Source organism: Williamsia sp. z34 (assembly GCF_059553395.1).
In genome coordinates this window covers 61,614-87,624 of sequence record NZ_JCANWW010000003.1, presented here as the reverse complement: position 1 = coordinate 87,624, position 26,011 = coordinate 61,614, and the positions used below count along the sequence as shown (strand labels likewise).

At 64.1% G+C, this 26,011-nt stretch carries 26 protein-coding genes; 12 read left to right on the top strand and 14 right to left on the bottom strand.

Features of this window, described 5'->3' with window-relative positions:
- Nucleotide 1: 1 nt before the first annotated feature.
- From AC51GT_RS09080 to rnhA, 3 genes are all read right to left on the bottom strand, one after another.
- The gene (locus AC51GT_RS09080) at nucleotides 2-1,108 is read right to left on the bottom strand and encodes a PQQ-dependent sugar dehydrogenase (RefSeq protein ID WP_496328546.1); all 1,107 of its coding nucleotides are present in this window, start codon (nucleotides 1,106-1,108) and stop codon (nucleotides 2-4) included.
- Nucleotides 1,109-1,192: 84 nt separating this feature from the next.
- On the bottom strand, nucleotides 1,193-2,116 hold the full coding sequence (locus tag AC51GT_RS09075) for a D-isomer specific 2-hydroxyacid dehydrogenase family protein (protein WP_496328545.1): 924 nt from the start codon (nucleotides 2,114-2,116) through the stop codon (nucleotides 1,193-1,195).
- A complete protein-coding gene (rnhA, locus tag AC51GT_RS09070) occupies nucleotides 2,113-2,559 on the bottom strand; it encodes a ribonuclease HI (protein ID WP_496324183.1) in 447 nt (148 codons plus the stop codon). The genes AC51GT_RS09075 and rnhA overlap by 4 nt, the downstream gene beginning before the upstream one ends.
- Nucleotides 2,560-2,629: 70 nt before the next feature.
- Between rnhA and AC51GT_RS09065 the strand changes: the two genes are divergently transcribed.
- Nucleotides 2,630-3,649, top strand: a complete 1,020-nt coding sequence (locus tag AC51GT_RS09065; RefSeq protein ID WP_496328544.1) for a nitronate monooxygenase — start codon at nucleotides 2,630-2,632, stop codon at nucleotides 3,647-3,649.
- Here AC51GT_RS09065 and AC51GT_RS09060 read toward each other — a convergent pair whose 3' ends face one another.
- The 3 genes from AC51GT_RS09060 to AC51GT_RS09050 all read right to left on the bottom strand — a co-directional run bounded on the left by AC51GT_RS09060 (nucleotide 3,650) and on the right by AC51GT_RS09050 (nucleotide 5,177).
- Nucleotides 3,650-3,799: a hypothetical protein gene (locus AC51GT_RS09060; protein ID WP_482136344.1), complete on the bottom strand. Its 150-nt coding sequence runs from the start codon at nucleotides 3,797-3,799 to the stop codon at nucleotides 3,650-3,652.
- A 59-nt stretch (nucleotides 3,800-3,858) separates the two neighbouring features.
- A complete protein-coding gene (locus tag AC51GT_RS09055) occupies nucleotides 3,859-4,401 on the bottom strand; it encodes a HutD family protein (protein ID WP_496324181.1) in 543 nt (180 codons plus the stop codon).
- A gap of 71 nt (nucleotides 4,402-4,472) precedes the next feature.
- Complete coding sequence (locus tag AC51GT_RS09050; protein ID WP_496328543.1) at nucleotides 4,473-5,177, bottom strand: NUDIX hydrolase; 705 nt, start codon at nucleotides 5,175-5,177, stop codon at nucleotides 4,473-4,475.
- Nucleotides 5,178-5,282: 105 nt separating this feature from the next.
- On the opposite strand from AC51GT_RS09050, the gene AC51GT_RS09045 reads away from it, so the two are divergent.
- The 5 genes from AC51GT_RS09045 (at nucleotide 5,283) to AC51GT_RS09025 (ending at nucleotide 10,905) form a co-directional block, all read left to right on the top strand.
- On the top strand, nucleotides 5,283-6,284 hold the full coding sequence (locus tag AC51GT_RS09045; protein ID WP_496328542.1) for an SPFH domain-containing protein: 1,002 nt from the start codon (nucleotides 5,283-5,285) through the stop codon (nucleotides 6,282-6,284).
- Between the two features lie 27 nt (nucleotides 6,285-6,311).
- Nucleotides 6,312-7,196 (top strand): diacylglycerol kinase catalytic domain-containing protein, encoded by an 885-nt coding sequence (locus AC51GT_RS09040; RefSeq protein ID WP_496328541.1) that lies wholly within the window; start codon nucleotides 6,312-6,314, stop codon nucleotides 7,194-7,196.
- Nucleotides 7,197-7,613: 417 nt separating this feature from the next.
- Nucleotides 7,614-8,339: a GAF and ANTAR domain-containing protein gene (locus AC51GT_RS09035; RefSeq protein WP_496328540.1), complete on the top strand. Its 726-nt coding sequence runs from the start codon at nucleotides 7,614-7,616 to the stop codon at nucleotides 8,337-8,339.
- 293 nt (nucleotides 8,340-8,632) lie between these two features.
- Complete coding sequence (locus AC51GT_RS09030; RefSeq protein WP_496328539.1) at nucleotides 8,633-10,150, top strand: mannitol dehydrogenase family protein; 1,518 nt, start codon at nucleotides 8,633-8,635, stop codon at nucleotides 10,148-10,150.
- On the top strand, nucleotides 10,147-10,905 hold the full coding sequence (locus AC51GT_RS09025) for an HAD family hydrolase (protein WP_496328538.1): 759 nt from the start codon (nucleotides 10,147-10,149) through the stop codon (nucleotides 10,903-10,905). Before AC51GT_RS09030 ends, AC51GT_RS09025 begins: the two co-directional genes overlap by 4 nt.
- A 65-nt stretch (nucleotides 10,906-10,970) precedes the next feature.
- Here AC51GT_RS09025 and AC51GT_RS09020 read toward each other — a convergent pair whose 3' ends face one another.
- From AC51GT_RS09020 to AC51GT_RS09005, 4 genes are all read right to left on the bottom strand, one after another.
- On the bottom strand, nucleotides 10,971-11,336 hold the full coding sequence (locus AC51GT_RS09020; protein ID WP_496328537.1) for a hypothetical protein: 366 nt from the start codon (nucleotides 11,334-11,336) through the stop codon (nucleotides 10,971-10,973).
- Between the two features lie 131 nt (nucleotides 11,337-11,467).
- On the bottom strand, nucleotides 11,468-12,367 hold the full coding sequence (locus tag AC51GT_RS09015; protein WP_496324173.1) for a manganese catalase: 900 nt from the start codon (nucleotides 12,365-12,367) through the stop codon (nucleotides 11,468-11,470).
- Between the two features lie 616 nt (nucleotides 12,368-12,983).
- Nucleotides 12,984-13,433: a DUF4383 domain-containing protein gene (locus AC51GT_RS09010; RefSeq protein ID WP_496328536.1), complete on the bottom strand. Its 450-nt coding sequence runs from the start codon at nucleotides 13,431-13,433 to the stop codon at nucleotides 12,984-12,986.
- A gap of 598 nt (nucleotides 13,434-14,031) precedes the next feature.
- The gene (locus tag AC51GT_RS09005) at nucleotides 14,032-15,576 is read right to left on the bottom strand and encodes an ANTAR domain-containing protein (RefSeq protein WP_496328535.1); all 1,545 of its coding nucleotides are present in this window, start codon (nucleotides 15,574-15,576) and stop codon (nucleotides 14,032-14,034) included.
- 129 nt (nucleotides 15,577-15,705) lie between these two features.
- Between AC51GT_RS09005 and AC51GT_RS09000 the strand changes: the two genes are divergently transcribed.
- Entirely contained in the window at nucleotides 15,706-16,680 is a 975-nt protein-coding gene (locus tag AC51GT_RS09000) for a chemotaxis protein CheB (protein ID WP_496328534.1), read from the top strand.
- Nucleotides 16,681-16,840: 160 nt separating this feature from the next.
- Entirely contained in the window at nucleotides 16,841-18,706 is a 1,866-nt protein-coding gene (locus AC51GT_RS08995) for a CheR family methyltransferase (RefSeq protein ID WP_496328533.1), read from the top strand.
- A gap of 8 nt (nucleotides 18,707-18,714) precedes the next feature.
- Here AC51GT_RS08995 and AC51GT_RS08990 read toward each other — a convergent pair whose 3' ends face one another.
- A complete protein-coding gene (locus tag AC51GT_RS08990; RefSeq protein ID WP_496324168.1) occupies nucleotides 18,715-19,482 on the bottom strand; it encodes an STAS domain-containing protein in 768 nt (255 codons plus the stop codon).
- Nucleotides 19,483-19,759: 277 nt separating this feature from the next.
- Here AC51GT_RS08990 and AC51GT_RS08985 point away from each other — a divergent pair, with 277 nt between their 5' ends.
- Complete coding sequence (locus AC51GT_RS08985; protein ID WP_496328532.1) at nucleotides 19,760-20,185, top strand: hypothetical protein; 426 nt, start codon at nucleotides 19,760-19,762, stop codon at nucleotides 20,183-20,185.
- 66 nt (nucleotides 20,186-20,251) lie between these two features.
- Here AC51GT_RS08985 and AC51GT_RS08980 read toward each other — a convergent pair whose 3' ends face one another.
- Nucleotides 20,252-21,232, bottom strand: coding sequence for a bile acid:sodium symporter (locus AC51GT_RS08980; protein WP_496328531.1), 981 nt, complete (start codon nucleotides 21,230-21,232; stop codon nucleotides 20,252-20,254).
- A gap of 233 nt (nucleotides 21,233-21,465) precedes the next feature.
- Here AC51GT_RS08980 and AC51GT_RS08975 point away from each other — a divergent pair, with 233 nt between their 5' ends.
- Nucleotides 21,466-21,708, top strand: coding sequence for a DUF3263 domain-containing protein (locus AC51GT_RS08975; protein WP_496324166.1), 243 nt, complete (start codon nucleotides 21,466-21,468; stop codon nucleotides 21,706-21,708).
- A gap of 34 nt (nucleotides 21,709-21,742) precedes the next feature.
- On the opposite strand, the gene AC51GT_RS08970 is transcribed toward AC51GT_RS08975, so the two are convergent.
- Nucleotides 21,743-22,891 carry an acyl-CoA dehydrogenase family protein gene (locus AC51GT_RS08970; protein WP_496324165.1) on the bottom strand — a complete coding sequence of 383 codons (1,149 nt, stop codon included), beginning with the start codon at nucleotides 22,889-22,891 and terminating at the stop codon, nucleotides 21,743-21,745.
- Nucleotides 22,892-23,083: 192 nt separating this feature from the next.
- Here AC51GT_RS08970 and AC51GT_RS08965 point away from each other — a divergent pair, with 192 nt between their 5' ends.
- Entirely contained in the window at nucleotides 23,084-23,965 is an 882-nt protein-coding gene (locus AC51GT_RS08965) for a sulfurtransferase (protein ID WP_496324164.1), read from the top strand.
- Nucleotides 23,966-23,997: 32 nt separating this feature from the next.
- Here the strand turns inward: AC51GT_RS08965 and AC51GT_RS08960 are convergent, their stop codons facing one another.
- Nucleotides 23,998-24,894, bottom strand: coding sequence for a universal stress protein (locus AC51GT_RS08960; protein WP_496328530.1), 897 nt, complete (start codon nucleotides 24,892-24,894; stop codon nucleotides 23,998-24,000).
- Between the two features lie 169 nt (nucleotides 24,895-25,063).
- Here AC51GT_RS08960 and AC51GT_RS08955 point away from each other — a divergent pair, with 169 nt between their 5' ends.
- A complete protein-coding gene (locus AC51GT_RS08955; protein WP_496328529.1) occupies nucleotides 25,064-25,918 on the top strand; it encodes a helix-turn-helix transcriptional regulator in 855 nt (284 codons plus the stop codon).
- Nucleotides 25,919-26,011: the final 93 nt, after the last annotated feature.

Sequence of the window (26,011 nt, the reverse complement as noted above, 5' to 3'; positions counted from 1 at the left end):
CTCAACCGATCACGACGCGCTTGAGCCGATCGTCGCCGGGTCGCGGGATGCCGCGGCCGTCGGTGTTGTTGGTGAGAAACCACAGCGAGCCGTCCGGTGCCACGGCCACATCGCGGAGCCGGCCGAACTCGTCGATGTACCACTCGGCGGCAGTGGTGGGTTCGGCAACCGGAATCGCGCGCAGCCGTTCACCTTTCAGGTTGGCCACGTAGATGGTGTCGCCGGCGATCGTCATACCGCTGGGGCTGGCGTCGTCGGGTCGCCACTGTTGAACGGGATTGATATAGCCGTTGTCGGCCGCATCGCCGATGCCCTCGACCTGCGGCCAGCCGTAATTGCCGCCGGGGCGAATGATGTTGAGCTCGTCCCAGGCATCCTGGCCGTATTCGACCGAGAACATGGTGCCGTCGTCGGACCAGGCCAGTCCCTGCACATTTCGATGACCCAGCGACCAGACCGGACTTCCTGCGGTCGGGTTGTCCGCGGGGACGGTGCCGTCGGGGTTCAGTCGCAGGATCTTGCCCGCCAGGCTCGACGGGTCCTGCGCATTCGGCCGGTCCTGTGCGTCGCCGGTGGTGATGTAGAGCATGTCGTCCGGACCGAACGCGATGCGTCCGCCGTTGTGGGTACGTCCACCGGGGATCCCGACGATGACGTCGGCGGGTTCGCCGAGCCCCAGACCGCCCGCGGACCCGGTCAGTGGGTACTTCACCACGCGGTTGTCGCCGTCGTTGCCGGTGAAATAGACGTACAGGTCGCTGTCGTGGACCGCGAGCCCGAGCAGGCCGCCCTCACCGGCCGGTGCGACGTCGCGGACCGCCCCGACCACGCGGGTGCCGTCGCCGACGATCTCGAGGATGTTGCCGGTGTCGCGCTCGCTGATCAGCGCAGCGCCCTGGGTGAACACGATCGACCACGGCGCATCGAGGCCGGTCACGATGTCTTCGGGTGTGCCCGGGGCCACCGAGAGTCCGACGTCCACGGAGGTCGGGGCGGGCGTCTGCGGCGATGGTCCCGAAGTCTGGGTGGTATTCGAGGCCTCGCTGCTGCACGACGCAATCAACGTCGCCCCGGCGAGGGACAGGAGTACTCGGAGCTGAAAGCGCACGACGGTCTCCCCACGGTGGGTTCGCTGTTGTCCGGTTCACGCTACGTGCCGGGTCGGTCCCGCACGCGCCGAACCGTGCAGCGGTCAGTAACTGGCGTTCGGATCGACCGACGCCAGCATGTTGTCGCCACCGGCCGCGAACCGCCGCAGGTTCTCGGCCACCCAGGGCGCCAGGGTCCGGGTCAGGCCCGACGACGGATTCGCCACGTGCGGGGTGATGATCACGTTCGGCAGATCCCACAGCGGATGGTCGACGGCGGGCGGTTCCGGATCCGTCACGTCGAGGGCCGCGCCGGCGATCTCACCGGCGTTCAGCGCGGTGTACAGCGCAGCTTCGTCGACGAGAGGTCCGCGCGCGACGTTGACGATCCAGGCATGCGACGGCAGCGCCGCGAGGGTGTCCGCGTTGATCATGTGCCGCGTCTCGTCGGTGGCGGGTGCGGCCAGGACGACGTGATCACACCGCGACCACACCTCGCCGCGACGGCTCGACGGCAGCGTGTCGATCGCCCCGTCGACCGGCCGCCCGGAATGGTTGACGGCCAGCACATCTGCGCCGCAGGCCCGAAGACGCGGGATCAGCGACCGGGCGATCCCACCGGCGCCGATGATGGCCACCGTGGACCCGTGCAGCGAACGGACCGCGGTGTCGATCGCCTGTTTGTCCCAGTGGCGTTGCACCGCAACATTGATTTGCCGGAGCCCCGCCAACAGCAGTGCCAGGGCATGTTCGGCGACATTCTCGGCATAGAAACCCGACGCGTTGGTCCAGATGCGTTTGTCGTCGAGAAGCCCTGCGTTCAAGAACGATTCGATCCCCGCGAGCCGGAGCTGAACCCACTCGATGTGGTCCGGCAGAGGCGACGGGAAACCCTCGACGTTGCCGGTCCACACCAGGGCGCGGGCATCGGCGAGGTCGACGATCTCCCCGCCGGCCGAGGTGATCGCCTCGGCCAGGAAGCGATCGTGGTCGGGGATCAGGGCAACCGGAACAGGTGAGGTACTCATTGTCCTTCTTTCAGCTTGCGGGCAGCGCTGGTGGCGAGTTCGTCCGCGATCTCGTTGTAGTGGTCGCCGGAATGTCCTTTGACCCACCTCCATTCGACCTGGTGCCGGGCACATTGCGCGATCAGTTCACGCCACAACTCACTGTTCTTCACCGGCTTCTTGTCCTTGGTCAGCCAACCGTTGGCCTGCCAGCCCGACGCCCACTTCATGATTCCGTTGCGGACGTAAGTGCTGTCGGTGTACAGAATCACCGTCGAGGGTTTCTTGACGGCCTCGAGCCCCTTGATGGCTGCGGTCAGTTCCATCTTGTTGTTGGTGGTGTCGGGCTCGGCGCCGGAGATCTGCTTCTCGTGTTCCTTGTACCGCAGGACGGCACCCCATCCACCCGGCCCGGGATTGCCGAGGCAGGCGCCGTCGGTAGAGATCTCGACGGGTGTGGTCATGGTGTGATCGTCTCTGACATGGCAGAAAGGCTACCGTCGGCGTAGCACCGATTAACGCAGGAGGTTGGCCGTGGCAGTGTTCGACGTTCGCGCTCTCGAAGTGCCCGTCGTGGGGGCTCCGATGGCCGGTGGTCCGAGTACTCCGCAGCTGGCGGCGGCGGTCACCGAGGCGGGTGGACTCGGGTTCCTGGCCGGGGCGTTGCTGTCGGCGGACAGACTCGCCGACGACATCGCGGTGGCCCGCTCACTGACATCGGGTCCGCTCGGGGTGAACCTGTTCGTGCCACAGCCGGACGTCGGGAAGCCCGCGGAGATCGCCGCCTATGCGGAGGAACTCGGGGCGTTGGCCCGGCACTTCGGCGTCGACCTCGGGGAACCGAGATATACCGATGACGACTTCGCACAGAAGGTCGAAATGCTCCTCGACCTGCGGCCCGAGGTGGTCTCGTTCACGTTCGGATGTGCCGATGCCGGCGACATCGAGCGGTTCGGAGGCGTCGGGGTCGCCACGCTCGGGACGGTGACGACCCAGGCCGAGGCGAAGGAGGCCGTCGCCCGGGGTGTCGATGGTCTGGTGGCGCAGGGTCCCGCCGCCGGCGGTCATCGCGGCACCTTCGACCCATTGGCCCGGCCGTCCACCGATTCGCTGGAGACCCTGGTGGTCGCGGCGTGTGCGGTCAGCGATGTGGTGGTCGCGGCCGGTGGGATCAGCACGCCGGAGGCGGTCACGACGATGCTCGGCCTCGGTGCGGTCGCCGCGCAGGTGGGCACCGCATTGCTGCTCAGCGACGAAGCCGGGACAAACCCGGTGTCCCGGGCCGCGCTCACCGATCCGCAGTTCACCGCAACCGCCGTGACCCGCGCTTTCTCCGGGCGTTACGCTCGCGGCCTACGCAATCGGTTCATGCAGAACCATGATCAGACCGCGCCCCTGGCGTATCCCCAGATCCATTATCTGACGGGACCTCTGCGGAAGGCCGCGGTCGCCGCGGGCGATCCACACGCGACCAATCATTGGGCGGGCACCGGTTTCCGGCAGACCCGTCCGGGTTCGGCCGCCGACATCGTCGCAGCTCTGGCCGGTCGTTGACTATTGCCCGTCGATCGAGCCCGCGGTTCCGCCGAGGGCGTGGCCGCGGTTGATCTCGTGGCCGTGCTCGCCGGCTTCGTAGACCGCGGCCTGTTTGCGCAGTTCCTCGGTCTCGCCGATGGGTTCTGCATCTTCGAAGGGGAACGTCATCAAGACCTCGCTCGGATTGGTATCTGACCGGTGCCTCCACGGTACGTCCCCGGCCGGGTTCAGCGTGGCGTGATCTCGATCAGGATGGCCGTACCGTCCACCGACAGGGCCTGTTCACTGTGGTGGATGAGGAGGCAGTCGTCCGGGTATGCGATGAGGTCGTCCGCGGAGATGCTTCCCGAGATGACGAACGTTCCGGTGATGACGTCGGGATCGGTGGTGAACGGCCGTCGGCCGTGGCCGGGCAGTGATGTCACGGAGATGTCGGTGGAGTTGTGCCGCGCCATCACGTTCAGCGCCCGGGTGTGCCCGTGCGGAAGGCACTGCGGCGCGGTGTCGTCGGCGAACCGATAGGGTTTGAGCGGTTCGACCTCTACGGTCGAACCCGAAAAGTCCAGCACCACACCGTGTTCGCCGATGATGGTGAAGATGCGGTCGAATCCGTCGAACGCCGAGAAGGCGGACGGGGCCGCCGGCAGGTCGGCGACGCTGATGCGCCAGATGGGTGCACCTGAAGCGTCGGCCAGGAGTGCGATCTCCTCCGTGATCCCGGCTCCGTTCTCCCAGGGAACCTGGACGCGATCGGTTGACTGAACGAGCATGATTGCCATTGGGGGATACCGGCTTTCTGGTGGTCGGGGTGTGGAGGCGCAGGACTCGTGGCCTCTCCGCGTCAGGTGGGACGCAGCAGTGGTGGGTGGAGCAGGGCGGCGCCGCCGACGGTGTACAGCGCGGCGGGGCGACCGCCGTCGCGGCCGGTCATGGCCCCGGTCGGCCGGACGAAATCCGGGGCGCCGGTCACCTTGCGGTGGAAATTGCGGGGATCCAGCGTTCGGCCCCAGACGGTTTCGTACACCCGGCGCAGTTCGGCGACGGTGAACTCGGGCTCACAGAATGTCGCGGCCAGCGGCGTGTACTCCAGTTTCGATCGGGCACGTTCGACGCCGTCGGCCAGGATCTCGTTGTGGTCGAACGCCAATGACGTTGAACGGCCGGATGTTCCGAGGACGGTTTCGACCGGGTGCAGGGCTGCGGTGGCAGCGTCGGATCCGGCCACCGGAACCGGCGTCCGCGGAGTCAGAGCCAGATATGCGGTGCTGATGACCCGGCCCCGGGGATCGCGACCGGGGCGACCGTAGGTGGCCAGCTGTTCGAGGTGGACGCCGCTGCGCCCCACGCCTGTTTCCTCGAGTAGTTCCCGGTAGGCGGCGTCGGGTAGGTCTTCGTCGTCGTGGACGAATCCGCCGGGTAACGCCCACTCGCCCAGGTGCGGTTCGATGCCGCGGCGGACCAGCAATGCGCACAACTGACCCTCGTGGATGGTCAGCACCACGAGATCGACCGAGGCCGCGGCGTTCAACCAGAAATCGGAAGCCATGGCCCCACTGTAATCGTCATCTTGACGATTAGTGCCGACCAGGATTATCGTCACTTTGACGACAACAACCGAGGTCGTCGAGAACGACAAGAGGAAGGCCGGGTCATGGCTGACATCAAGAAGGCAATGTTCCTGCGGCACATGAGGTGCGCGCCGAACATGTACATCGAGCACACGGCCAAGGCGAAGCTGGTGCACTCGGGCCTGGCCCAGGCGTTTTGGTTCCGGCCGCTGAACGCGTCGGTCAGCGAGGTCCCGGTCGATGACCAGCAGCTCCCCCTGTTGTTCCACGCCCGAACCGTCGACTTCCAGGACCTGACCGTCCAGGCCACCGTCACCTACCGGATCGTCGACCCGCACACCGCGGCCGGCCGGATCGACTTCGGGATCGATCCCGACGAAGGGGTGTGGCGGGCCAGGCCACTGGATCAGCTGGCCGGTCTGCTCACCGAATCGGCACAGCAGCACGCTCTTGACCTGTTGGCGGGCACCCCGCTGCGGCAGGCGCTGGCCGACGGCGTGACGCCGGTGCGGGAACGGGTTGCGGCCGGGTTGCTCGCCGACCGACGACTGGCCGAGACCGGCCTGGAGGTGGTCGATGTCCGGGTGGTTGCGCTGCGGTCGGAGGCGGAGATGGAACGGGCGTTGCAGACCCCGCTGCGCGAACAGGTGCAGCAGGAAGCCGACCGGGCCACCTATGAACGACGTGCGGTGGCGGTCGAACGGGAACGGACGATCACCGAGAACGAGCTGCAGAGCCAGATCGAACTGGCGCGCCGCGAGGAACAGCTGCTCGACCAGCAGGGACGTAATGCGCGGAAGCGGTCGACGGAGGAGGTCGCCGCAGAGAAGATCCGAGCGGAGGCGGACGCGCAGCGTCAGGAACTGCTGGCGCAGACCCAGGCCGAGGCCACCCGGGTGGTCGGGATGGCGCAGGCCGAGGTGGATGCGGCAGCACTGACGCCGTATCGCGACCTGGACCAGGCCATCGTGCTGGGGCTGGCCCTGAAGGAACTGGCCGCGAACCTGCCGGAGATCGGGACGTTGAACCTGACGCCCGATGTGCTGACTCAGGTGCTCGGCCGGCTTGCCGCCGAACGCAATTGACACCACCGACCCGAAAGGACATCGACGATGGCACTGGCACCACGGGCGGTGGTCGTATACCGCCGCACCGAACTCGACGAATTGCTCGCCACACACGGAACTCGTGGCCAGGCCGCGTTCTTCCTGAAGTCCCGTGGACGCCACATCACCGGAGTGCAGGCCCGCCACGATGCGGTCGAGCGGGCCCGCACCCGGGTCGACGCGGCGATTCCGATGGATTGGCGCCGCGGTCAGGTCGAGCGAAGCGACCTGAGCCGCTTCGTCTTCGGTGAGGAGGATGTGGTGGTGGTGGTCGGGCAGGACGGGTTGGTGGCCAACGTCGCAAAGTACCTCGACGGTCAACCGGTGGTCGGGGTGAATGCCGAACCGGCCATGAACCCCGGTGTGCTGGTGAATCATCGGGCCCAGGACGTCGAGGAACTGCTGGGCCGGCCGGAGGCATTCGACCGGGTCACCCGGTGCACGATGGTCGAGGCCGAACTCGACGATGGGCAGGTGCTGCGGGCACTGAACGAGATCTACATCGGACACCCCTCGCACCAGTCGGCCCGCTACCGCATCGACGTCGGTACGGCCCGGGAACGCCAGTCGTCTTCCGGGGTGCTGGTGGGCACCGGGACCGGTGCCACGGGATGGTGTCAATCGGTCTGGCTCGAACGCCGCAGCCGGCTGGTTCTGCCGACGCGTCCGGCCCCGGAACTCTGCTGGTTCGTTCGTGAGGCCTGGCCGTCACCGGCCACCGGCACGGACCTCACCGAGGGGTTGCTCGATGACGGTGACGAACTCGGGATCATCGCCGAATCCGATCTGGTGATATTCGGTGACGGCATCGAATCCGATGCCCTGACGGTCTCCTGGGGGCAGCGGGTCACGGTGCGCCGGGCACGGACGTCGCTGCGGCTGGTGAATTGATCGTCGACTTCGCGGGTGCTCGATGGCTCTCTCTCGACGCGTCTCACGCAAAGCGGCAAACCACGACACTGCGGTTGACCGCTTGACCATGTGCTTGCCTCGTTTCACCGAACGGGACAGTCGCCGCGTGCTGGGGTAAGGTACCGAGTAAGGGTTCGAAACCAGGAGCCCGTCTGAGCGTTCGCTCCAGGCACCGCGATCTTCGATTATTTTCGGAGAAGATGTCGCATGTCTTCAGAACCGGTGGCCGTGAATGCCACGTCAACACTCGTCCATCGAGTTTCCCGTCTTTACTTCTGCAGCGGCGGTTCGGTTTTCTCCTTTCGTGCATGTTTCAGGTTTTGCGTTCAACCGGGTCAAAAGGCCGTGTAAAAACTGCGTGCCGACATATGTCAGAAAAGTTGAAGGGCTCAAGTAATGAGCACAAGTAATGTCGAAGTCTGCAAATTGCTCGCAACCACCGCTCTAGAGATCAGTGAACAGTTACCGGATTCGCCGATCAGCGCGCTCGATGAACTCATCTCGAGATCAGTTCAGCACCTTCCTGAGGTGGACTACGCCGGGGTCGTAGTGATCGAGCGCAGCGAATATGCTGCCACGCTGACAGCCACCCACGAGTATCCGCGAATTTTGGATGCGCTGCAGCAAAAACACCGTGTGGGCCCCGCTTTTGCGGTGGCGAACGGGCGCGAAGATTATTACATCAGCGATTTGGGCGCTGAGCGGCGGTGGCCCTCGTTTTGTGCCGACGCGCTCGTGCAGACACCGATTCGGTCGATCGCCTCGTTCCGATTGCTCACCACCCGGGACACCGTCGGTGCTCTGACCCTGTACGCCGACGCTGTCGGCGGCTTCGATCAGCACACTCTCGATCTGGGATACATCTTTGCCACCCATGTGTCGAGCGTGTGGGGTGCGGTGCAACGCGGTGAACAGTTTCGCCTCGCCCTAGCGCACCGCGACACCATTGGACAGGCCAAAGGCATGATCATGGAACGCTTCGACGTCAACGCCGATCAGGCCTTCGATTTGCTTCGGAAATTGTCTCAGCACAACAACATTCGGCTCTATGACATCGCTTGCAAACTCATCGAGATCGACCATCCGACCAGTCCTGTCCGTACGGCCGAGTCGAACGCCTGAGTGCGCGTTGTCGACCCATTGAGGTTCTCCCCGAGACAGTAGTGGACACCGAGGTGGCGCGATAATCGGTTCCGTTCGGAGGATCTTCACCTGTCGCCGGCCGAGCAGGCCTCCGTCGAGGCCGCTTGCGAACGCGCGTGATCCAGTGCAGCCTTTGTGATCTGACCCACGCTCTGGTTTGGACCCGCGACGAACCGGTTACATCCACGAAAGCGTTGAAGATTAGCGCCCCGTTCACGCGGGGGGTTTGTTCACGCGTCCCCCCAGCATCTGTCTCAACCTGGGGGAGTCTCATGCCCAAAGCAATGCATTTGCTGTCCGCACCCGTTGTCGAACTGACGAACTCAGCTCTCCGAGAGCGCAACAATGCAGTTGCGCTGCCGACCTACACCCGAAGCGACCTCGTGCCATCAATAGTGCACATCGGCGTCGGAGGGTTCCACCGAGCTCATCAAGCGGTGTATCTCGATGAGTTGGCCAGTCGTGGGATCAGCTTGGACTGGGGAATCGTGGGCGCCGGGCTGCACGGAAGAAGCATGAAAGATGCTCTGGCACCGCAGGAGTGGCTCTACACGGTGGTAGAGCGTGGCGCTGACCATGAGCAGGCCAGGGTTGTCGGGTCGATGATCGACTACGTCTACGCTCCGGAAGAGTCACGCAAGCTGCGCGACCGGCTTGCCGATCCCCGTGTACGAATCGTCAGTCTCACCATCACCGGAAACGGGTACCATCTTGATGCGCAAACCGGTGACCTGGACGACAGGTGCCCCGAAGTCATGGGCGATCTCCGCGGTCCGGAACACTTCACCACAGCGATCGCCTATCTGGTTGACGCACTCGATCGCCGCCGCCGCGCGGGAACGCCGCCGTTCACGGTGTTGTCCTGTGACAACATCCCAGACAATGGTTCGGCAGCACGCACAGCTGTGGTCTGCTTCGCGGAGCTGAGAGACCCTGCGCTTGCTGTCTGGATCGCGCGGAACGTGTCGTTTCCGTCCACGATGGTCGATCGCATCACGCCGAAGAGCGCACCGGCTGACAAAGCGATGGTGGAGCGGAATTTCGGGATCGTCGATCGGTGGCCTGTCTTGGCAGAGCCGTTCTCCCAGTGGGTGATCGAGGATGACTTCTGTAACGGCAGGCCGCCTCTGGAAGAGGTGGGTGTCGAGTTCGTCTCCGACGTTTCACCCCACAAACTCGCCAAGACTCGGCTGTTGAACGGAACTCACTGCGCTCTCGGGGTTGTTGGCGCTCTGCTTGGTCATGAGACCACCGACCAGGCGATGAATGACTACCTTGTCAGTGGCTACATCGAGCAGCTACTTCGGATCGAGCTCTCGCCGTTGATTCCCGCTGTCGACGGTTTGGACTTGGACGAGTACTGCGGCACTTTGATGACACGACTCGCGAATCCGAAGATCGGCGACCGCCTTTCGCGATTGCGAGCGCGCGGTTCCACGAAGTTTCCCTCGTATCTCCTTCCGTCGCTGCAGGAGGCCCGCGCAAGGAATTGTCCAAGCGGGCTCCTCATTGTTGCCGTCGCCGCCTGGATGCGGAGTCTGCGGGGCACAGATCTACAGGGGAGAACCTTGGAGATCGAAGACGCGCGCGCTGACGAGTTGCGCTCGCTGGCACCGGCCGGAAGCGATCCGAGGTTGCTCCTGGGGATGAAGGACGTCTTCGGATCGCTCGGAAACGATGTGGCGTTGGTCGAAGACCTCGAGGCCACCATCGAAGCGATTGACCACCACGGACTCCGCAGCGTGCTCCGACGCTCGGCATACCGATACGAGACAGGCGCGTCAGCATGAGTGCAGTGGCAGAGGAATTGATTATTTTCGCCGATTTCGACGTCGCGGCGATCGAAACACTGCTGTGTGACGCCGACGGGAATCTTTTCCCGTCGGAGGAGCCGGCATTCGACGCATCGACCGAGGTCACCAACGATATGTTGGCTTCGTATGGTGTGGTCAGGCGGTATACCTCCACCGAGCTCCGTCTTGCCACGACGGGCAAGAACTTTCGGAGTACGGCACGGGAGCTGTTGAAAGCCGGCGGAGTGGACGCACCGGCAACCGACGATCTCGAGAACTGGGTCCGTATCGAGCGCACCAAGGTCACCGAGCACCTCGCAAAGACGCTGCGCCCGGATGCTGATGTCCGCGAACCGCTGCGGCAGCTCGGTGTGCACTATGGATTGGCTGCGGTGAGCTCAAGTGCCTCGGTACGCCTGGATGCGTGCTTTGAAGCCGCTGAACTCGATCAGCTGTTCCCCTCTGGAGTTCGCTTCAGCGCCGAAGACTCGCTCCCACGGCCGGTGAGCAAACCCGATCCGGCGATCTACAGACATGCAGCCGCAGTTCTCGGAATCGAAGGGCCACAAGGGCTCGCGATCGAAGATTCGATCCCCGGCGCACTGTCAGCCGTGGGTGCGGGATTCGCCACCGTCGGCAACATCATGTTCGTTCCTGAGTCCGAGCGGGAAGAACGGATCGGTGAGCTGCGAGAGGCAGGAGTCAGCGCCGTCATCAACTCGTGGGACCAATTGCTGCGCTATCTGACGTAGGGAAACCCATCGAGTACGTCGATGGGCGCTGCCTGCGCTATCCCGTCTGCTCCCATCGCAACGGATCAGACCGTGCCCACAATCTGAACCGCAGCGCGCAGGGCGCGACGTTCTCGAGTCCATGCCATCCTGCCCGCGGGCGTCACCGCGTAACCACCCCGATCAGTGCAGTGGTTCGGGCGCACGAGACCTTCCATCGCCAGCTCCGTCAAGACCTTGTCGATATCGCTGCGGTGCACACAATATCCACGGGCGACGAGTTCATCGAATATCTGCTCGCGAGTGATCTCGACGTCGACCGGGTGAGTGAGAGTATGCAAGCGCACAACGATCAGATCATATTCATACATGAATGCCTCCCGGGCACACGCGGCATTTGGCTCGATTGATGCTGGGTCTGTGAGGACGGCGAACCAGCAGTGGTCGTCCACGTGATTACCTCGGCGACTGGAGTGGCCACGTCAACCATCGCGATCATCGCGCACTTGGTGAGGTCGTTGGGTCTCGGTTCAGGAGGTGGGCCGGTGGCGGCGGTGTCAACCGCCGCCACCGAAATCTGCACTCAGTCGATGGCGTCTTTGATCTTGCCCATCACGCCCTTTTCGGTACCGAGCGCCGGGCTGGCCGGGGCGCCTTTGGAGCCGTCATAGGTCGCGAACAGCTTGGGGTCGGGCGCCGGCGCTGATGCCTTGTCTCCCAATGGGACAGGGTCGGCGTTGAAGCCCATCTGATGTATTCCGTCCGGAGCCAGACGATTGGCCCAGCCGCCGGTGGCGGCGAACTCACCATCGGACAGATGCCACAGATCAGTGGCGTGTTCCGAATACTCTTCATCGAGCAACGAGTCTGCGACGATGACGTTTTCCAGGCCGTCGGCCTGCAGTTCCTCGATCGCCGCGAGCCACAGATTCTGATGATGGGTATCGCGGGCGAGGTTGAACTTCAGCATTGCCTTGACGCCCGGGTCATCGGTCATGTTGTACAGGCGGGCGGTCTGAACGCGACTCTGGGCTTCAGCGGCCACGTTGGAGCGGAAGTCGGCCAACAGGTTACCGCTGGCCTGCACGTAGCGGCCATTCCACGGGACCCCATTGCTGTCTGCGGGAAGCGCTGCACCGCCGGCGATGATCGCCTGCTGAGGATCCATCCCGCCGAGCACTGCGGCAACCACCGGATCGCCTGCCGCTGCTTTGGCCGTGTCGGTGGCCGGGGCGCCTTCGAGCAGACGCGCAATCATGACCGTCAACATTTCGACATGACCCATCTCCTCGGTGGCGATGTCCATGATCATGTCTTTGTACTTGCCCTCGATCCGGCAATTCCATCCCTGGAACAGGTACTGCATGGTCACCGTCATCTCGCCGGCTGCGCCACCGACAAGTTCCTGGAGTTTACGGGCATATACCGGGTCGGGCTTTTCCGGCTTTACATCGAATTGCATGTAATCGGTGTGCTTGAACATGATGGCTCCATTCGAATTGATCTATTTGGAGGTGATCGATCTGTCTGGGATACCCGCACATCTGGAGGCACCGATGGGACGCAACAGAGACGTGGCGTCGTCACAGACGGCACATCTCCGCTCGCACACAGCACCGCGCCACAAGGAGTCCAGGGCGCCCCATCGGGGACGGTGCTTCAAAGGGATTCCCCCACCTATACGCACTTCAAACATGCACTGCCTGTCTCCATGACCATGGATAGTCCCGGTGGTGGCCAGGTTGAGGTCCTCACCGGTGCCATCCGAGCCAAGACATCGCCGGGCTGCACCACATCGCGTGACGCAGTCGGTGCACGAGCGGGACCAGTTCGAAAGAGATGAAAGTACTTGTCCCACCATGTATCCGGCGATGTCCGCGGATAAGAGGCTAGGTTGCCATGTCGACGATGATCGCCTCGGCAGATGAGTGCCACATGAACTCGGCTGGAGAGTGGACGCAGGGATGGACGCACACGCCGGACATAGAAGTGCGCCGACCTGGGACATCCCAACCATGTTCTGCGGCAACCCGTTCGGCGTCTGTGCGGCCGGACCAGCTGGTCATACCCATCGAACCGGTGGGTAGTGCGTTGTCAATTCACACTGTCCGGTCGATGGTCGCGGTTCGGCGTCCCAGGATCAGGCCCAGAGCGATCATGCCCACTCCCAGGCCGAAGTGCAGCCAATCATCGGCCGAGTTCACCGGGATGAAATTGGCGCCGGAGTCCTTGTCGATGACCAATCCGTATATCCACAGCACGAGGTAGATCGCCCCGCCGACCAGCAGGTACAGGCGGGCGCCCGACGCGGTTCGAGCCAAGATGAGCCCCACGACACCGAAGACCAGGTGTACCAAGTTGTGCAGGATCGATACGTGGAAGATCCCCAGGAGTTTGGCCGTGGAGTGATGTCCCGCGAAGTCGAGAGTGTCGTAATCGGTTGTGATTCCCGGGATGAAACCGAGGATCCCGACCACCACGAACACTGCAGCCACGACGAGCGCGGCGAGCTCAACTGCGGTACGGGACGTTCGTCGAGTAACGGTCATGATTTTGCCTTTCAGAGACTGAACCACCGACAGCGGACGGCCCCCGGGTATCGCATACCGGGGGACCCATCTCGCGCAACGTTGCCTTCTGAACGTTGAAAAACATCAATACTGTTGTTGTGCCAACGATCTGGTCGTCGGATGATCCGACCGGAACAGGCACTCCCGGGAGAGCGCCGATCGCGGCGGGTCCGGGGTAGCGCCCGCATATCTGGAGGCGCCGAGGCTGGTGGGAGAGATGTGGTGTCATCAAAAACGAGACATCCCCCTCGCACACAACACCGCACACCGGAGAGTCCAGCCGCGGACTCCATCGGGTTACGGTGCTGCAGGGGTGAGTCCCCCGCCGACAAACACTTCAAACGTGCATTTGCCGGCGACGGTCGCCATCCGTAGCCACCGTCCTTGGATCGGCGACGGCACACACCTCGCCATGGTCGCGATCGCCCTGTTTTCGGGCGGGATGGCACCCGCGGGGTGCCCTGTGGGTCCGCGGCCTCGGGAGTGTCGGCACACTTTTGACCATGTGGCGGTGCACTTTCCAGATCGCGACGTGGGCATGGTCGGCGACGTTGTGATCACGCCATATCGGCGTCTACTACTCCGGCTGTTGGCCGCGGCGTGCCCGGGCTCGGCCGGCTGCCTCCTCGACGAGGGTGTGGGCGACGTCGTTGAGTTTGCGGTTCTCGTGCTGGCTGATGGTGCGCAGGGCGTGGAACGCTTCGGCGGAGGTGTAGCCGCTGCGGGCGATCAGGATCCCGATTGCATGATCAATGGTCGCGCGGTTGGTCAGTGCCGTTTCGAGGCGCTGGGTCAGCAGTACTGCGGTGTCAAGAGCCCTGGCGTTCGCCGCCGCCACCGCCGCCGGCACCGCGAACAGCTCACCGAGCTGCGCCGAACGCTCGTCGAATGCATCTTCGAGATAGGCGTACACGTTCAGTGCGCCGATGACTCCGGCCGGGGTGACCAGGGGCAGCGCCAGCACACTGTGCACACCGAGGTCGCCCACCCGCGTGGCGAACGCGGGCCAGCGTGATTCTTTGTGCAGCGCCCCGGACCGGACCGTGGCGCCGGAGGTGGCCGCGGTGATGCAGGGCCCCTCCCCGAGGCTGTATTGAATGCTGTCGACCGCACGCACGAAGTCGGCGCTGGCCACCACGGTGTCGGGTCGGTCTTGCTGCAGCAAACTCACCCCGACGCCATCGGCACCTGGGATGGCCTTGACGCCGTACTCGGCGACCGCGGTCAGGGCTTGGGTCAACGTCAACGCGCCGGTACTGAGCTGGGAAAGTCCGGACACCGCCTCGGCCAGATCATCATCTTCATCGACAATGATCTGTTCCTGCGGGGTCAGCGCCATCACGGGTTCGTGGCTGTCCGAGGGGGGCGCCGGCGATGGTGTGGTGGGGGCATCAGTGGTCCGGTGGGCGGGGGGATCGGCGTCGATGAGTCGTTGCGCGACCTCGGCCAATGCGATGTTGGTGTCTTGAGACAGCTTGCGCAGCATGGTGAACGCCTGGACCGCGTCGACGTCATAGCGTTCCATGATGCGGCCTTTGGCCTGTCCGATGATGTCGCGAGAGGCCAGTGCACTGCGGAATTGCTCGCTACGGCGGGACCCGGACAGGGCGATCGCGGCGTGGGTGGCGAGGTTGATCGCGAGGTTTTCGTTTGTGGCATCGAAAGCGTCTGGTGTGTTGGCGTAGAGGTTTAGCGCGCCGAGTTCCAGGCCGTCGATGTAGAGCTGAATCGCCAGCGACGACCTGATCGGCGTCTCAGCTGTCACCGCCGCTGTCAGTGTGCGCCAACGGCTTTCGGAGGTCATGTCGTCTATGCGGATGGTGTTGGCGGTCCAGATCGCTTCGAAACACGGGCCGTCGCCCAGTGTGTGTTGCAGCGCGTCGAAGTGCTCGGCGGCAGGGTCGGTGGCCGCGGTGGACTGTAGATGGATTTTCTTGTTGCGTTTGCGTACCAGGGTGACACTGGCGTAGTCGACCGCGGGGACCAGGTCCACGACGCCCGAGGTCATCTCTTCGAGTACCTGTGCAGGGTCCGGCGCTCCGACGATGGGTGGGCCATGGACGGCGCGGGCCAGCTGCGCGATGTGCCCGTTTATGCCTGCTTCGTTCTTGATCTCGCTCACGGCACCCCTATCGTCAGCCCCGAACAGTTGACCTTGTCCACTTTTTCACACCCCGGTGCCGGTGCCTCGATTGAACACCGCACGGTTGGGGTAAGTACCAGTGTGTCAGTTGCCGAGCGTTCCCCTGTCGTGGCCATCGGTGCATCCGCCGGCGGCGTCGAAGCGTTGATCAATGTCGTCGCGCATCTCCCCGCCGACCTCCCGCACGCAATTCTGGTCAGTTTGCACATGCCACCGGGCGGGCGCAGTGAACTCGCCCGGATCTTGAACCGCTCGGGTCCGTTACCGGCGATATCCGCCGAGCACGGACAGGCCCTCATGCCGGGCACCATTTTCACCGCCCGCCCCGACCACCATCTACTCCTCGACGAGGGACGCGTGCTCCTCACCGATGGGCCCACAGAGAACAGGCACAGGCCTTCGATCAACGCCCTGTTCCGGTCGGTGGCATTGCACGCCGGAACCCGGGCAACCGGCGTGCTCTTGTCGGGGGTGGGTGATGATGGCGTCGACGGCCTCCTCGCGATCGCCGCCCGTGGGGGTGTCACGGCCGCGCAACACCCCGACGACGCCGTCTACCCGACCCTGCCGTCGCATGCCATTGCTGCCCTTCGCCTCGACCATGTGGTTCCCGCGGCTGCTGTCGGCGACGTCTTGGCCGCAGAACGAAGCCGTCCCCGGCAGGTTGATCCGGATGCCCTCTATGACGACACACGCCTCGAACTGGAGAACCGGATCGCTATGGGAAGTCGCTACGACCACCGTCCCTCGACCACCGAACTCGGCTCACATTCGGGGTATGTCTGCCCGGACTGCGGGGGCTCGCTGATCGAGATGAGCCACACTCACAATTATCGATGCCGCATCGGGCATGCCTGGACCGGGCAAGCCCTACTCGATGCGCAAGACGGCGAGCTCGACACCGCTTTGTCGATGGCGCTGCGCACCCTGCACGAACGCATCAGTCTCGCCGAAGCCCTGGCCGCATCAGCCACATCGAAGCCGCTGCGCGAGCGATACCAGCACACTGCGCACCAGGCGCGCACCGCGGCGGACGAACTGGCCGCTCGGCTCGTTGAAGTGCCGCCGCCACCGGAAGACTGACCTCTCTGGCACGCAGTTCGGCAACCGTCGATCGAGGGGTCGCAAATCGCGGTCACCTCGAGCCTGCTCACGTCCCTCGGCCGGGACGATACAGTCAACGTCGCGGAACACCCCGTCTCGGATGTCAATGGGTTCAGTGCCGGAGTAGGAGGAAACTGCGTTGACCGACGATAGGGACGACAACTTCGAGGCGTTGTTGCGGTACCTGCGTGACGCACGCGGTTTCGACTTCACCGGCTACAAACGCACGTCGTTGATGCGGCGGGTGCGTCATCGGATGGAACAGGTCGGCATCAACGAATACTCGGACTATTTGGACCATCTGCAGGCCGGCGCCGATGAGTTCGTGGCGTTGTTCAACACGATCTTGATCAACGTGACCGCGTTTTTTCGTGACCCCGACGCCTGGGATGTCTTGCGCACGGTGGTGATACCGCAATTGCTGGCCCAACGCGGTCCCGAAGATTCCATCCGAGTATGGAGCGCCGGTTGCGCCTCGGGTCAGGAGGCCTATTCGTTGGCGATGTTGCTCGCCGATGCGGTCGGGCCCGAGAGTTTTCGCCAGCGCGTCAAAATTTATGCGACCGACGTCGACGAAGATGCCTTGACCCAGGCGCGGCAGGCGTCCTATGACGCCAAAGCGGTCGAAGGCATTCCTGCCGAGTATCTCGCGCGGTTCTTTGATCAGGACGGTTCGCGGTTCGTGTTCAGCAAGGAATTGCGTCGAGCGGTCATCTTCGGGCGCAACGATCTGGTGCAAGACGCGCCGATCTCGCGGATTGATCTGCTGGTGTGCCGCAACATCCTGATGTATCTCAATGCCGAAACCCAACGTCGCGTTCTCGGGCGTCTGCATTTCGCATTGGCGCCGCACGGCATCCTGTTCCTCGGCCATGCCGAGATGCTCCTCAGTCATACCGACCGGTTCACCCCGTTTGATCTCAAGAACCGGTTGTTCCGCAAAGTACCTGATCACCGCGGTGACCTGCCACGCTCAGCGGCCGACGCCATTGCCATCTCCGGTTTCGAGACCCCGGGGATGTCAGGTTTGCGTGAACTGGCTTTCCGGTACACCCCAGTCGCCCAGGTGGTCGTCACCGGCGATGAAACGGTCGCGTTGGTCAATCAGCAGGCCGAGTCGATGTTCGGGGTCTCCACCCGCGACGTCGGACGGTTGTTGCGTGATCTGGAGTTGTCGTACCGGCCGGTGGAATTGCGCGGTTACATCGAGCAGGCGAAGGTCGAGCGCCGGTCCTCGAGAATCCGCGACGTCGAATGGCTCCAGCACGGTAGCCAGCCGATCTGGCTCGAGATCCACATCAATCCTCTGGTCGATGTGGACAACGGACTGGTCGGCGTGTCCATCGCCTTCTTCGATGTCAGCGCCACCCGTGCACTGCTGGACAAAGTCGAGAACACCAACCTCCAGCTCGAAAACGCCTACGAGGAACTGCAATCGACCAACGAAGAGTTGGAGACCACGAACGAAGAACTCCAGTCGACCGTCGAAGAACTGGAAACCACCAACGAGGAACTGCAATCGACCAACGAAGAGTTGGAGACGATGAATGAAGAATTGCAGTCCACCAACGACGAACTCCAGGAAATCAACGGCGCTTTGGGCGACAAGACCGTCGAACTGATCGAGACCCGCGAATTCTTCGACTCGATCCTCGACTCCGCCGACATGGGCATCATCGTGGTCGACCGCGACATGCGGGTCGCGGTGTGGAATCGGGCCAGTTCCCAACAATGGGGAATCGCATTTGCCGAGGTGCGCGGTCAGCACCTCCTCGACCTGGACATCGGCCTGCCCACCGACCCATTGCGTCCATTGATCGGCAACGCCCTCGTCGACGAAACCTACTCACAATCAGTACATCTGGAGGCCGTCAACCGGCGCGGCCGAACCGTGTCGATTCGTGTGCGCTGCAGTCCTTTTCGTGTTCGCGACAGCGACATTCGGGGCGCCATGCTCCTGGTGTACGACGAATCCGACAACGGCCAAAGCCAGATAGCCCGTTGATCGCAAGATCACGCGCGGTCCAGGGACAGCCACTCGTCCGGTCCCAATACGGCCCATACGGTTTTGCCGTCACCGGTGGGGGTGGTGCCCCACGATTTCGACAGTGCGGCCAGCAAGGCCAACCCCGATAGTTGCAGACCCGAACCGTCAGAGGCTTCTCGCAGTACGGCCGGCGCCGGATCGCCGTCGAACGCGGCGACCGTGAGTACCTCACCCCGCATTTCCAGGCGCAAATCGAGATCGCCGTCAGTATGGGCGGCGGTGTTCTCGACCAAGACGGTCGCAACGATGCTCGCTGCCGACACGCATTCCGGGCGGCCCCAGTTTCTGAGGGTCTCTGCCACCCATTGCCGCATGTGTTTGGGTGACGTCTCGCGTGGGCGCCGCACGCGCGCACGCAAACGGCCGGCATAGGACAGCGTCCCGCTGACGGCGTCGAGTGCCTCGGCGGTGGTGGCAGCAATCGGAAGATACCTGGCTATGCCGTTGGTACGCAGAATTTTCCGGGTGACCGATGAGCTGCACACCACGGCGAGCGGAATGTTCGGCCATTGCCGGAGGTGCCACGCGGCGCTGGTCAGCACTGCCCATGCTGACGGCGCCGGAGCGGCCAGTTGATCGATGTCGACGATCACCGCGGGCGGGTCATCGGTTGCGCACTTGACGATGGCGTTGCGAAGGTCCAGATACGTCGATGCGTCGAGGGTTCCGCTCACCGACACCACCGGGACCTCGTCCCGCCACAGCAGGGTGGTGTCTAACGAAGAAATGGTCATGTACATCAGCCTCACAGCCGAGTCGTCGAAGCCACGGGCTGACGCGCAGCCGAGGTGGGGTCACAGCGTGCCGATTCAACTGTCCCACCGAGTGTACGGCCCTTGAGCCCGGGTCGACACATTCGGCGTTTCGGGCAGCGTGGTCGGCCGGGTCAGGAACGTCGCACAGCCACCGCCCACGAGCAGTACGCTGGTCGCAGCCGATACACAGCGGCGCACGATATCGCTGAGCACTCATCCAGCACGACCGGTGGCGCCGTGCACGATAGGGGAAGCAGTGGCAGATCCCGATCACCCGATTCCGACCCCCGCCGAGCGCGCCGACACCGCCGTCGCACGCGCCCGTGAACTAGGAAAACGGCGCGCCGAACTCGCCGCCGGCGCACCGTCGACACCCAGCACCGTGCAGCACGCCGAGCGACGTGCCGACGACGCCCACGACCGGGCCGCCCGCGCGCACCAGGCCGCCGCGGACCGGCATCATGACGCCGCCGACGCCCACCGACGGGCTGCCGAATTGCATGAACGGGCAATCGCGCAAGGTCTGGGCGACGCGCAGATCCACCGCGCAGCAGCAGCGGCCCACCGGAGCGCCGCCACCGCCGACGACGTCGCTGCGAGCATCGATCAACATGACGCCGACGCCGACATCAAAGCCAAACACAACAGTGGCAGCCCTCAGTTGCCACGCGCGGCCGAATAGCGGCCAGTACGCGTCGTTGACCGTGCGCGGCACGCATTGTCGCCTGCGGCTTGTGTGCGTCAGTACTCAGGAGTTGTGGGCCGGTACCAGTTTCGGGATCAACCGAACGAAGATGACCATCCCGACCACTTCGACGAGGGTCTGGGTGACAACAACAACGGCGGCCACCTCGAATCCGGCGGGCAACGCGAGTGCCAGGGGCATCACCACGAGGGAGTTGCGGGTGGCCCCGCTGAACACCACCGAACGCCGACTGGCCATGTCGAGTGAGAACAGCGCGGCCACCAGCGCCCCGGCGCCGGCCATGACGATCAGGAAGACCACGTAAACCGGAACCACCGCAACAACATCGCGGTGGTTGCCGTCGAGTTTGGGGAGCTGGGAGCCGACCACCGCGAACAACACCACCGCCATCAGCGGGACCATGGTGGCGGTGGCCGCGGACTCGACCTGCCGAATGATCGGTGTGCGTCGCGCCGACCACTGCGTGACCCACGCCAATGCCAACGGGATGACGATCAGGAAGACGAACGCTTCGACAAACGGCCGGAACTCCACCACGTCGGTGAGATCCGGACCCATGAAAAGCCATAGGTACAGCGGGAGCAGCATCATCTGAAGCAACAGTAGAAGGGGCGTGGCGGCGATCAACCGCCGGCGGCTGCCACCGGCCAGGCCCGCGAACACGATGACGTAGTCGACACACGGACACAGCAGAACCAGCAGAACACCCACGCGGACAGCCTGTTCCGAGGGCAAGAAGCTGAACAGGGCACCGACCACGACGGGAGCCACCACAAAATTCACCAGCAGCAGCGCCGCGACGAACCGGTGATCGCCCAGAGCCCGCCCGAGGTCGGCGGCCGGGACCTGAAGGAACGTCACATAGAGCAGGGCCCCCAGGGCCGGGTTGATCACGGCGCCCAGCGCTGAATCGGATCCCGGTGCCGCCCAGGCTGCCACCGCGCCGGCCGCGATGGCACCGAGGTAAATCGTGACCTGACGCCGATCCAGCTGATCGAGAACGCTCGATGATGACTGGGACAACCCGTCGACTCCCGCTGCTCGTAGATGGCGATACCTGGGTGGCCCCGGTATCTCGTGCCATCTTCGCAGACCACTTCAGGTGCGTTCGGCGACGACTGTGCACTCCGGCGCACACCTCTCACACAGTGCGGCGCGCGGTGTGGTTCACCCGGTGTTAACGTCAGCCGCTGTAGTTCGGCCGAATGACCTCGCCGATATGCGAAATGGGCTGTGGCCGAGCGATAATTGGACACATGGCCAATGCACACGACAACCTCGATGACCAGCCCGCGGACATCCTGGGCTTCGCGCGGCGGTGGTACCTGTTCGGCGGCGGATCAGCCGAGGACATCCTCGTGGAGTTCGGCATCACCGAGCACGAGTATTTCCGACGGCTCGGTGCGGTGCTCGAGACCCAGTCGTTCGATCCCGGTGACGACGAGATCGAAGCGATCCGGGAGGTCGTCGCGGCCCGGCAGACCACCGACGACCACTAGCGCCGCACACCGCAGCGCGGTGGTCGCTCCTGGGTCAGAGCGACCGGGCGATGATCGTCTTCATGATCTCGTTGGTACCGCCGTAGATCCGTTGCACGCGTGCGTCCTCGTACATCCGGCCGATCAGGTACTCGCGCATGTAGCCGTAGCCACCGTGGAGTTGCACACAGCGGTCGACAACCTCGCAGTGCCGATCAGTGAGCCAGTACTTGGCCATCGCGGCGGTGGTCGGATCGAGTTCTCCGCGCAGGTGCTGTTCGACGCAATGGTCGAAGAAGACCTGGCTGGTCAGGGCGATCGTCTGGCATTCGGCCAGCTCGAAGGCAGTGTTCTGGAACTCGAAGATGCTGTGACCGAAGGCCTGTCGCTCCTTGGTGTAGCGAACGGTCTCTTCGAGGGCACGCTTCATCGCGCCCGCCGACTGTGCGGCGATGATGAGCCGTTCCTGTCCGAGCTGGGTCATCAGCTGTGCGAAGCCCTGACCTTCCTTGTCGCCCAAGAGGTTTGCCACCGGCACCCGCACATCGGTGAACGACAACTCGGAGGTGTCGGCACCGTGCTGGCCCACCTTGTCCAGGACGCGTCCGACGACGAATCCGTCGCAGTCGCGCGTGTCGACGAGAACCAACGACACGCCCTTGGCGCCGGCCTTGGGATCCGTCTTGACCGCCAGGACGATCACGTCGGCGGTGGAACCGTTGGTGATGAACGTCTTCGAGCCGTTGATCACGTAGCTGTCGCCATCACGGATGGCGGTGGTGGTGATCGCCTTGAGGTCGGAACCGGTACCCGGCTCGGTCATGCCGAGGGCGCCGAGTAGCTCTCCGCGCGCCATCTCGGGCAGCCATTGACGTTTCTGGTCCTCGCTGCCGTATTCGTTGATGTAGTGGGCGACGATCCCACTGTGGATGCTCAACCCCATCGCGAAGTCGCCGGCATATCCCTGGGCCTCGAGTACCGCGAAGTCGTGAGCGAATGTGCCACCACCACCGCCGTACTCCTCCGGGATCGAGCACAGCAGCAGGCCGAGTTCGCCGGCCTTGCGCCACACATCCCGGTCGACGCGGCGCTGGTCGTCCCAACGCGCCGCATGGGCCATGACCTCGCGCTCGAAGAATCCGCGAGCGAGATCGGAGACGGCCTGGACCTCGTCGTCGTACCAGGACGGTGTGTGGTTGATCATCATGTTCTTTCTGCAGGGAAAACGTGCAGGGTATTGCGGCCCCACGGTCGGCAGCGACGACACTACCCGCCGCGCGCGACGACCCCCGATTGCGATCGATGAGGGCGCCGATCGGGCGTCCACGCGGCGGTGAGTATTAGCCTGGCGGTCAGGGGATCGGGTTCGAATCCGTACCAATCGATGAGAGGCCTCATGAGTATCAAGTCAGTTCCAGCCACCGTCGACGTTGCCTGGCTGCGCGCCCATCTCGGTGAACCAGATCTCGTCGTGGTCGATTCCACAACGCATTTGCCGATCCCGAAAGACGGTCCTTACCTGCCGGAGTCGGGTCAGCAGACTTATAACGCCGAGCACATCCCCGGCGCGCTCTTCGCAGATCTGCTGACCACTTTTGCCGACACCGACAGCAACCAGGCATGGACCGTGCCGAGCTCGGAACAGTTCGCGCAGGCCGCCGGAGCGCTCGGCATCGGTACCGGCGCGACGGTGGTCGTCTACGACCAGTCGCAGGGATTCTGGGCCACCCGGTTGTGGTGGCACCTGAGACTCGAGGGGTTCGACGACGTGACCGTGCTCGACGGAGGCCTGGCGGCATGGAAGGCGGCCGGATACGACACCTCCGACGCCCTGTCGATCCCGACCCCGCGCACCTTTGTCCCCAATCGGCGCCCGGAACTGCTTCGTTCGACCGAAGATGTGTTCGCCGCGATCGACGACGAGTCGACCATCATCGTCAACGTCCTCGACGAGGCCACCTACCGCGGTGAGACCACGACCTACGCCCGTAACGGCCACATCCCGGGCAGCATCAACCTGCCCGTCTACAAGGTGCTGGACCTCGAGAATGGTGGCTTCAAACCGGTGGCGGAATTGAACGCCCTCCTCGACGAGGCGGGTGTGCTCGACACCGACAAGAAGGTGATCACCTACTGCGGTGGCGGGATCGCGGCCACCGGGGTCGCGCATGCGTTGGCGCAGGCCGGTCGCTCCGACGTCGCGATTTATGACGGATCGATGACCGCATGGGCGGCAGATCCGGACCTGCCGCTGGTCCAGGGCTCGTCACCGCGCTGATCGAGCCGTCGGGTCTCAGCAGGCGAAGTCGATCAGCGAACGACCAGGACTGGGCACTCGGAGTGGTGGATGAGGCTCTGGCTCACCGAACCGAGGACGGCACCGGTCATCTTGCCGTGACCCCGGCTACCGACAACCACCAACTGTGCCTCTTGTGAGAGCTTCTTGAGGCCCTTGGCCGGCCCCTGGTCGGTGTAGACCTTGTGGATGTGCGCGCCGGGGAACTCCTTGCGCAGAGGCGTGAGGAGTTCGTCCATCTTCTCTTCCTGATTCGACTTCAGCAGGTTCATCAGGTTCCAGTCGACGGGACCCTCGCCGTACCCGAGTCCGAGCGCGGGACCGGTTTCCCACATGTGGGCCACGGTCACCGGCGCGCCCAGGGTGTCCGCGACGTAGAACGCTGCACGCATGGCCCGGATGGAATTCTCGGACTCGTCGACACCGACCACGACCGGCAACGGCTCACCGGTTCGGGTCGCCTTGATCTCGCGCCAGACCACAACCGGACACTTCGCGTGATTGACGATCCGGATGACCTGGCCACCGAGCACGAGGTCGCTCGCGGCGCTGTGCCAGTGCGCCCCGACGACGATCAGGCGCGCGGTCTCCGAGCTCTCGGCGAAGACGGTGGGCACCGAGTCGTTGACGATCCGGCGGTCGATGGTCAGGTCCGGATGGTGTTCACGCACGGCGTGCTCGGCGTCGTCGAGTTTCTTGTTGCCGTCGGCGGCGAGTTCTTCGGCCAGCGACTCCGGGCTGAACACCATCGCGTTTGCGAAATACCATTCGAGCCGGGGGATGGCGTGCAGCAACTGCAGGGGAGACCCGCTACGGGCGGCAAAGTCCGCTGCCCATCGGGCGGCGCCCAAAGAGCCCTCAGAACCGTCGATACCGACAACTACCGGTGCGCTGCTTGCCTCGGCGTTCATCCCACATCCTCGTCTCATCCATCACTGCCGGACCTGGCGTTCGAGTGCCCGGTTCGGTTCGAACTCTATGCGCGCGTGCGCGAGGTATCAACGAACGGTGGGCCGAACAGCTCATCCAGGGAGTGCGACACCCTGGCTCACCATCGTCGCCGCACCTAAGGTGAATGCGGTGAACAAACAGGGAGAACTCGGGGCGTACTTGCAGGCCCGACGCGCAGCGGTGACGCCCGCAGACGTCGGGATGCCGGGCTCGACCGGTCACCGGCGGGTGGCCGGGCTCCGTCGTGAAGAGATCGCCACCCTTGCCGGGGTGAGTGTGGACTACTACGCGCGCCTGGAGCAAGGGCGTGAGCGACATCCGTCCGCTGCGGTGCTGAATGCGCTGGCGCGGGCTCTCCGGCTCGACAGCGGTGGGAGAGAACACCTTTTCCGGCTTGCCGACGTCGCTTTCCATCCCAGCCCGGTGCCCAGACGCGCGCGTCCGTCGCCGAAATTACAGATCATGCTCGATGCCTGGACCGACACCCCGGCGATGATCATCAATGACAGGCTCGATGTTCTGGCCTCGAATGCCCTTGCCGGTGAGCTGTATTCGTCGTTCGAGAGTTTCGACAATGTGGCGCTGATGGTGTTCCTGGACCCGGCGGCGCCGACGTTCTTTGCCCGATGGCATCATTCGGCCGAGACCTGTGCGGCCAACTTGCGAACGGTCATCGGCCGCGACGGGTCTGACGGCGAACTGCGGGATCTGCTGGAGAAACTCCTTACCAGCACCGAGTTCCGCCGGTACTGGAAGCGCCATGAGGTCCGGGGAAAGATGTCGGAGTCCAAACACTTCGTGCACCCGGACGCCGGTGAGTTCGTCTTGGACGTCCAGGTGTTCGATGTTCGGGAAGCGCCTGGGCAGCAGCTGATCGTGTACTCCGCGGAACCCGGTACGCCGGCCCGTGACGCTCTTCGTCTTCTGGGGGCGCTGGCGGCGACCCGTTCGCAGGCGGCCGAACCCGAATCCCGCCGCGGCTGATCTGAGTCCGACTGCTGTCCAAGGCTGGGTGTGTCACTCCTCGGGTCGATAAGTCCTGGTATGCACCTGATTCCGCGACCATCATGGTTATCG

Bases quoted from the DNA above. Each gene is read 5' to 3' on its own strand.
- AC51GT_RS09025 (WP_496328538.1), top strand. From the start codon at position 10,147: ATGAGTGCAGTGGCAGAGGAATTGATTATTTTCGCCGATTTCGACGTC.
- AC51GT_RS09010 (WP_496328536.1), bottom strand. From the start codon at position 13,433: ATGACCGTTACTCGACGAACGTCCCGTACCGCAGTTGAGCTCGCCGCG.
- AC51GT_RS08970 (WP_496324165.1), bottom strand. From the start codon at position 22,891: ATGATCAACCACACACCGTCCTGGTACGACGACGAGGTCCAGGCCGTC.
- AC51GT_RS08965 (WP_496324164.1), top strand. From the start codon at position 23,084: ATGAGTATCAAGTCAGTTCCAGCCACCGTCGACGTTGCCTGGCTGCGC.
- AC51GT_RS09045 (WP_496328542.1), top strand. From the start codon at position 5,283: ATGGCTGACATCAAGAAGGCAATGTTCCTGCGGCACATGAGGTGCGCG.
- AC51GT_RS08960 (WP_496328530.1), bottom strand. From the start codon at position 24,894: ATGAACGCCGAGGCAAGCAGCGCACCGGTAGTTGTCGGTATCGACGGT.
- AC51GT_RS09030 (WP_496328539.1), top strand. From the start codon at position 8,633: ATGCCCAAAGCAATGCATTTGCTGTCCGCACCCGTTGTCGAACTGACG.
- AC51GT_RS09060 (WP_482136344.1), bottom strand. From the start codon at position 3,799: ATGACGTTCCCCTTCGAAGATGCAGAACCCATCGGCGAGACCGAGGAA.
- AC51GT_RS09040 (WP_496328541.1), top strand. From the start codon at position 6,312: ATGGCACTGGCACCACGGGCGGTGGTCGTATACCGCCGCACCGAACTC.
- AC51GT_RS08975 (WP_496324166.1), top strand. From the start codon at position 21,466: ATGGCCAATGCACACGACAACCTCGATGACCAGCCCGCGGACATCCTG.
- AC51GT_RS09075 (WP_496328545.1), bottom strand. From the start codon at position 2,116: ATGAGTACCTCACCTGTTCCGGTTGCCCTGATCCCCGACCACGATCGC.
- AC51GT_RS09055 (WP_496324181.1), bottom strand. From the start codon at position 4,401: ATGCTCGTTCAGTCAACCGATCGCGTCCAGGTTCCCTGGGAGAACGGA.
- AC51GT_RS08990 (WP_496324168.1), bottom strand. From the start codon at position 19,482: ATGACCATTTCTTCGTTAGACACCACCCTGCTGTGGCGGGACGAGGTC.
- AC51GT_RS09050 (WP_496328543.1), bottom strand. From the start codon at position 5,177: ATGGCTTCCGATTTCTGGTTGAACGCCGCGGCCTCGGTCGATCTCGTG.
- rnhA (WP_496324183.1), bottom strand. From the start codon at position 2,559: ATGACCACACCCGTCGAGATCTCTACCGACGGCGCCTGCCTCGGCAAT.
- AC51GT_RS09015 (WP_496324173.1), bottom strand. From the start codon at position 12,367: ATGTTCAAGCACACCGATTACATGCAATTCGATGTAAAGCCGGAAAAG.
- AC51GT_RS09035 (WP_496328540.1), top strand. From the start codon at position 7,614: ATGAGCACAAGTAATGTCGAAGTCTGCAAATTGCTCGCAACCACCGCT.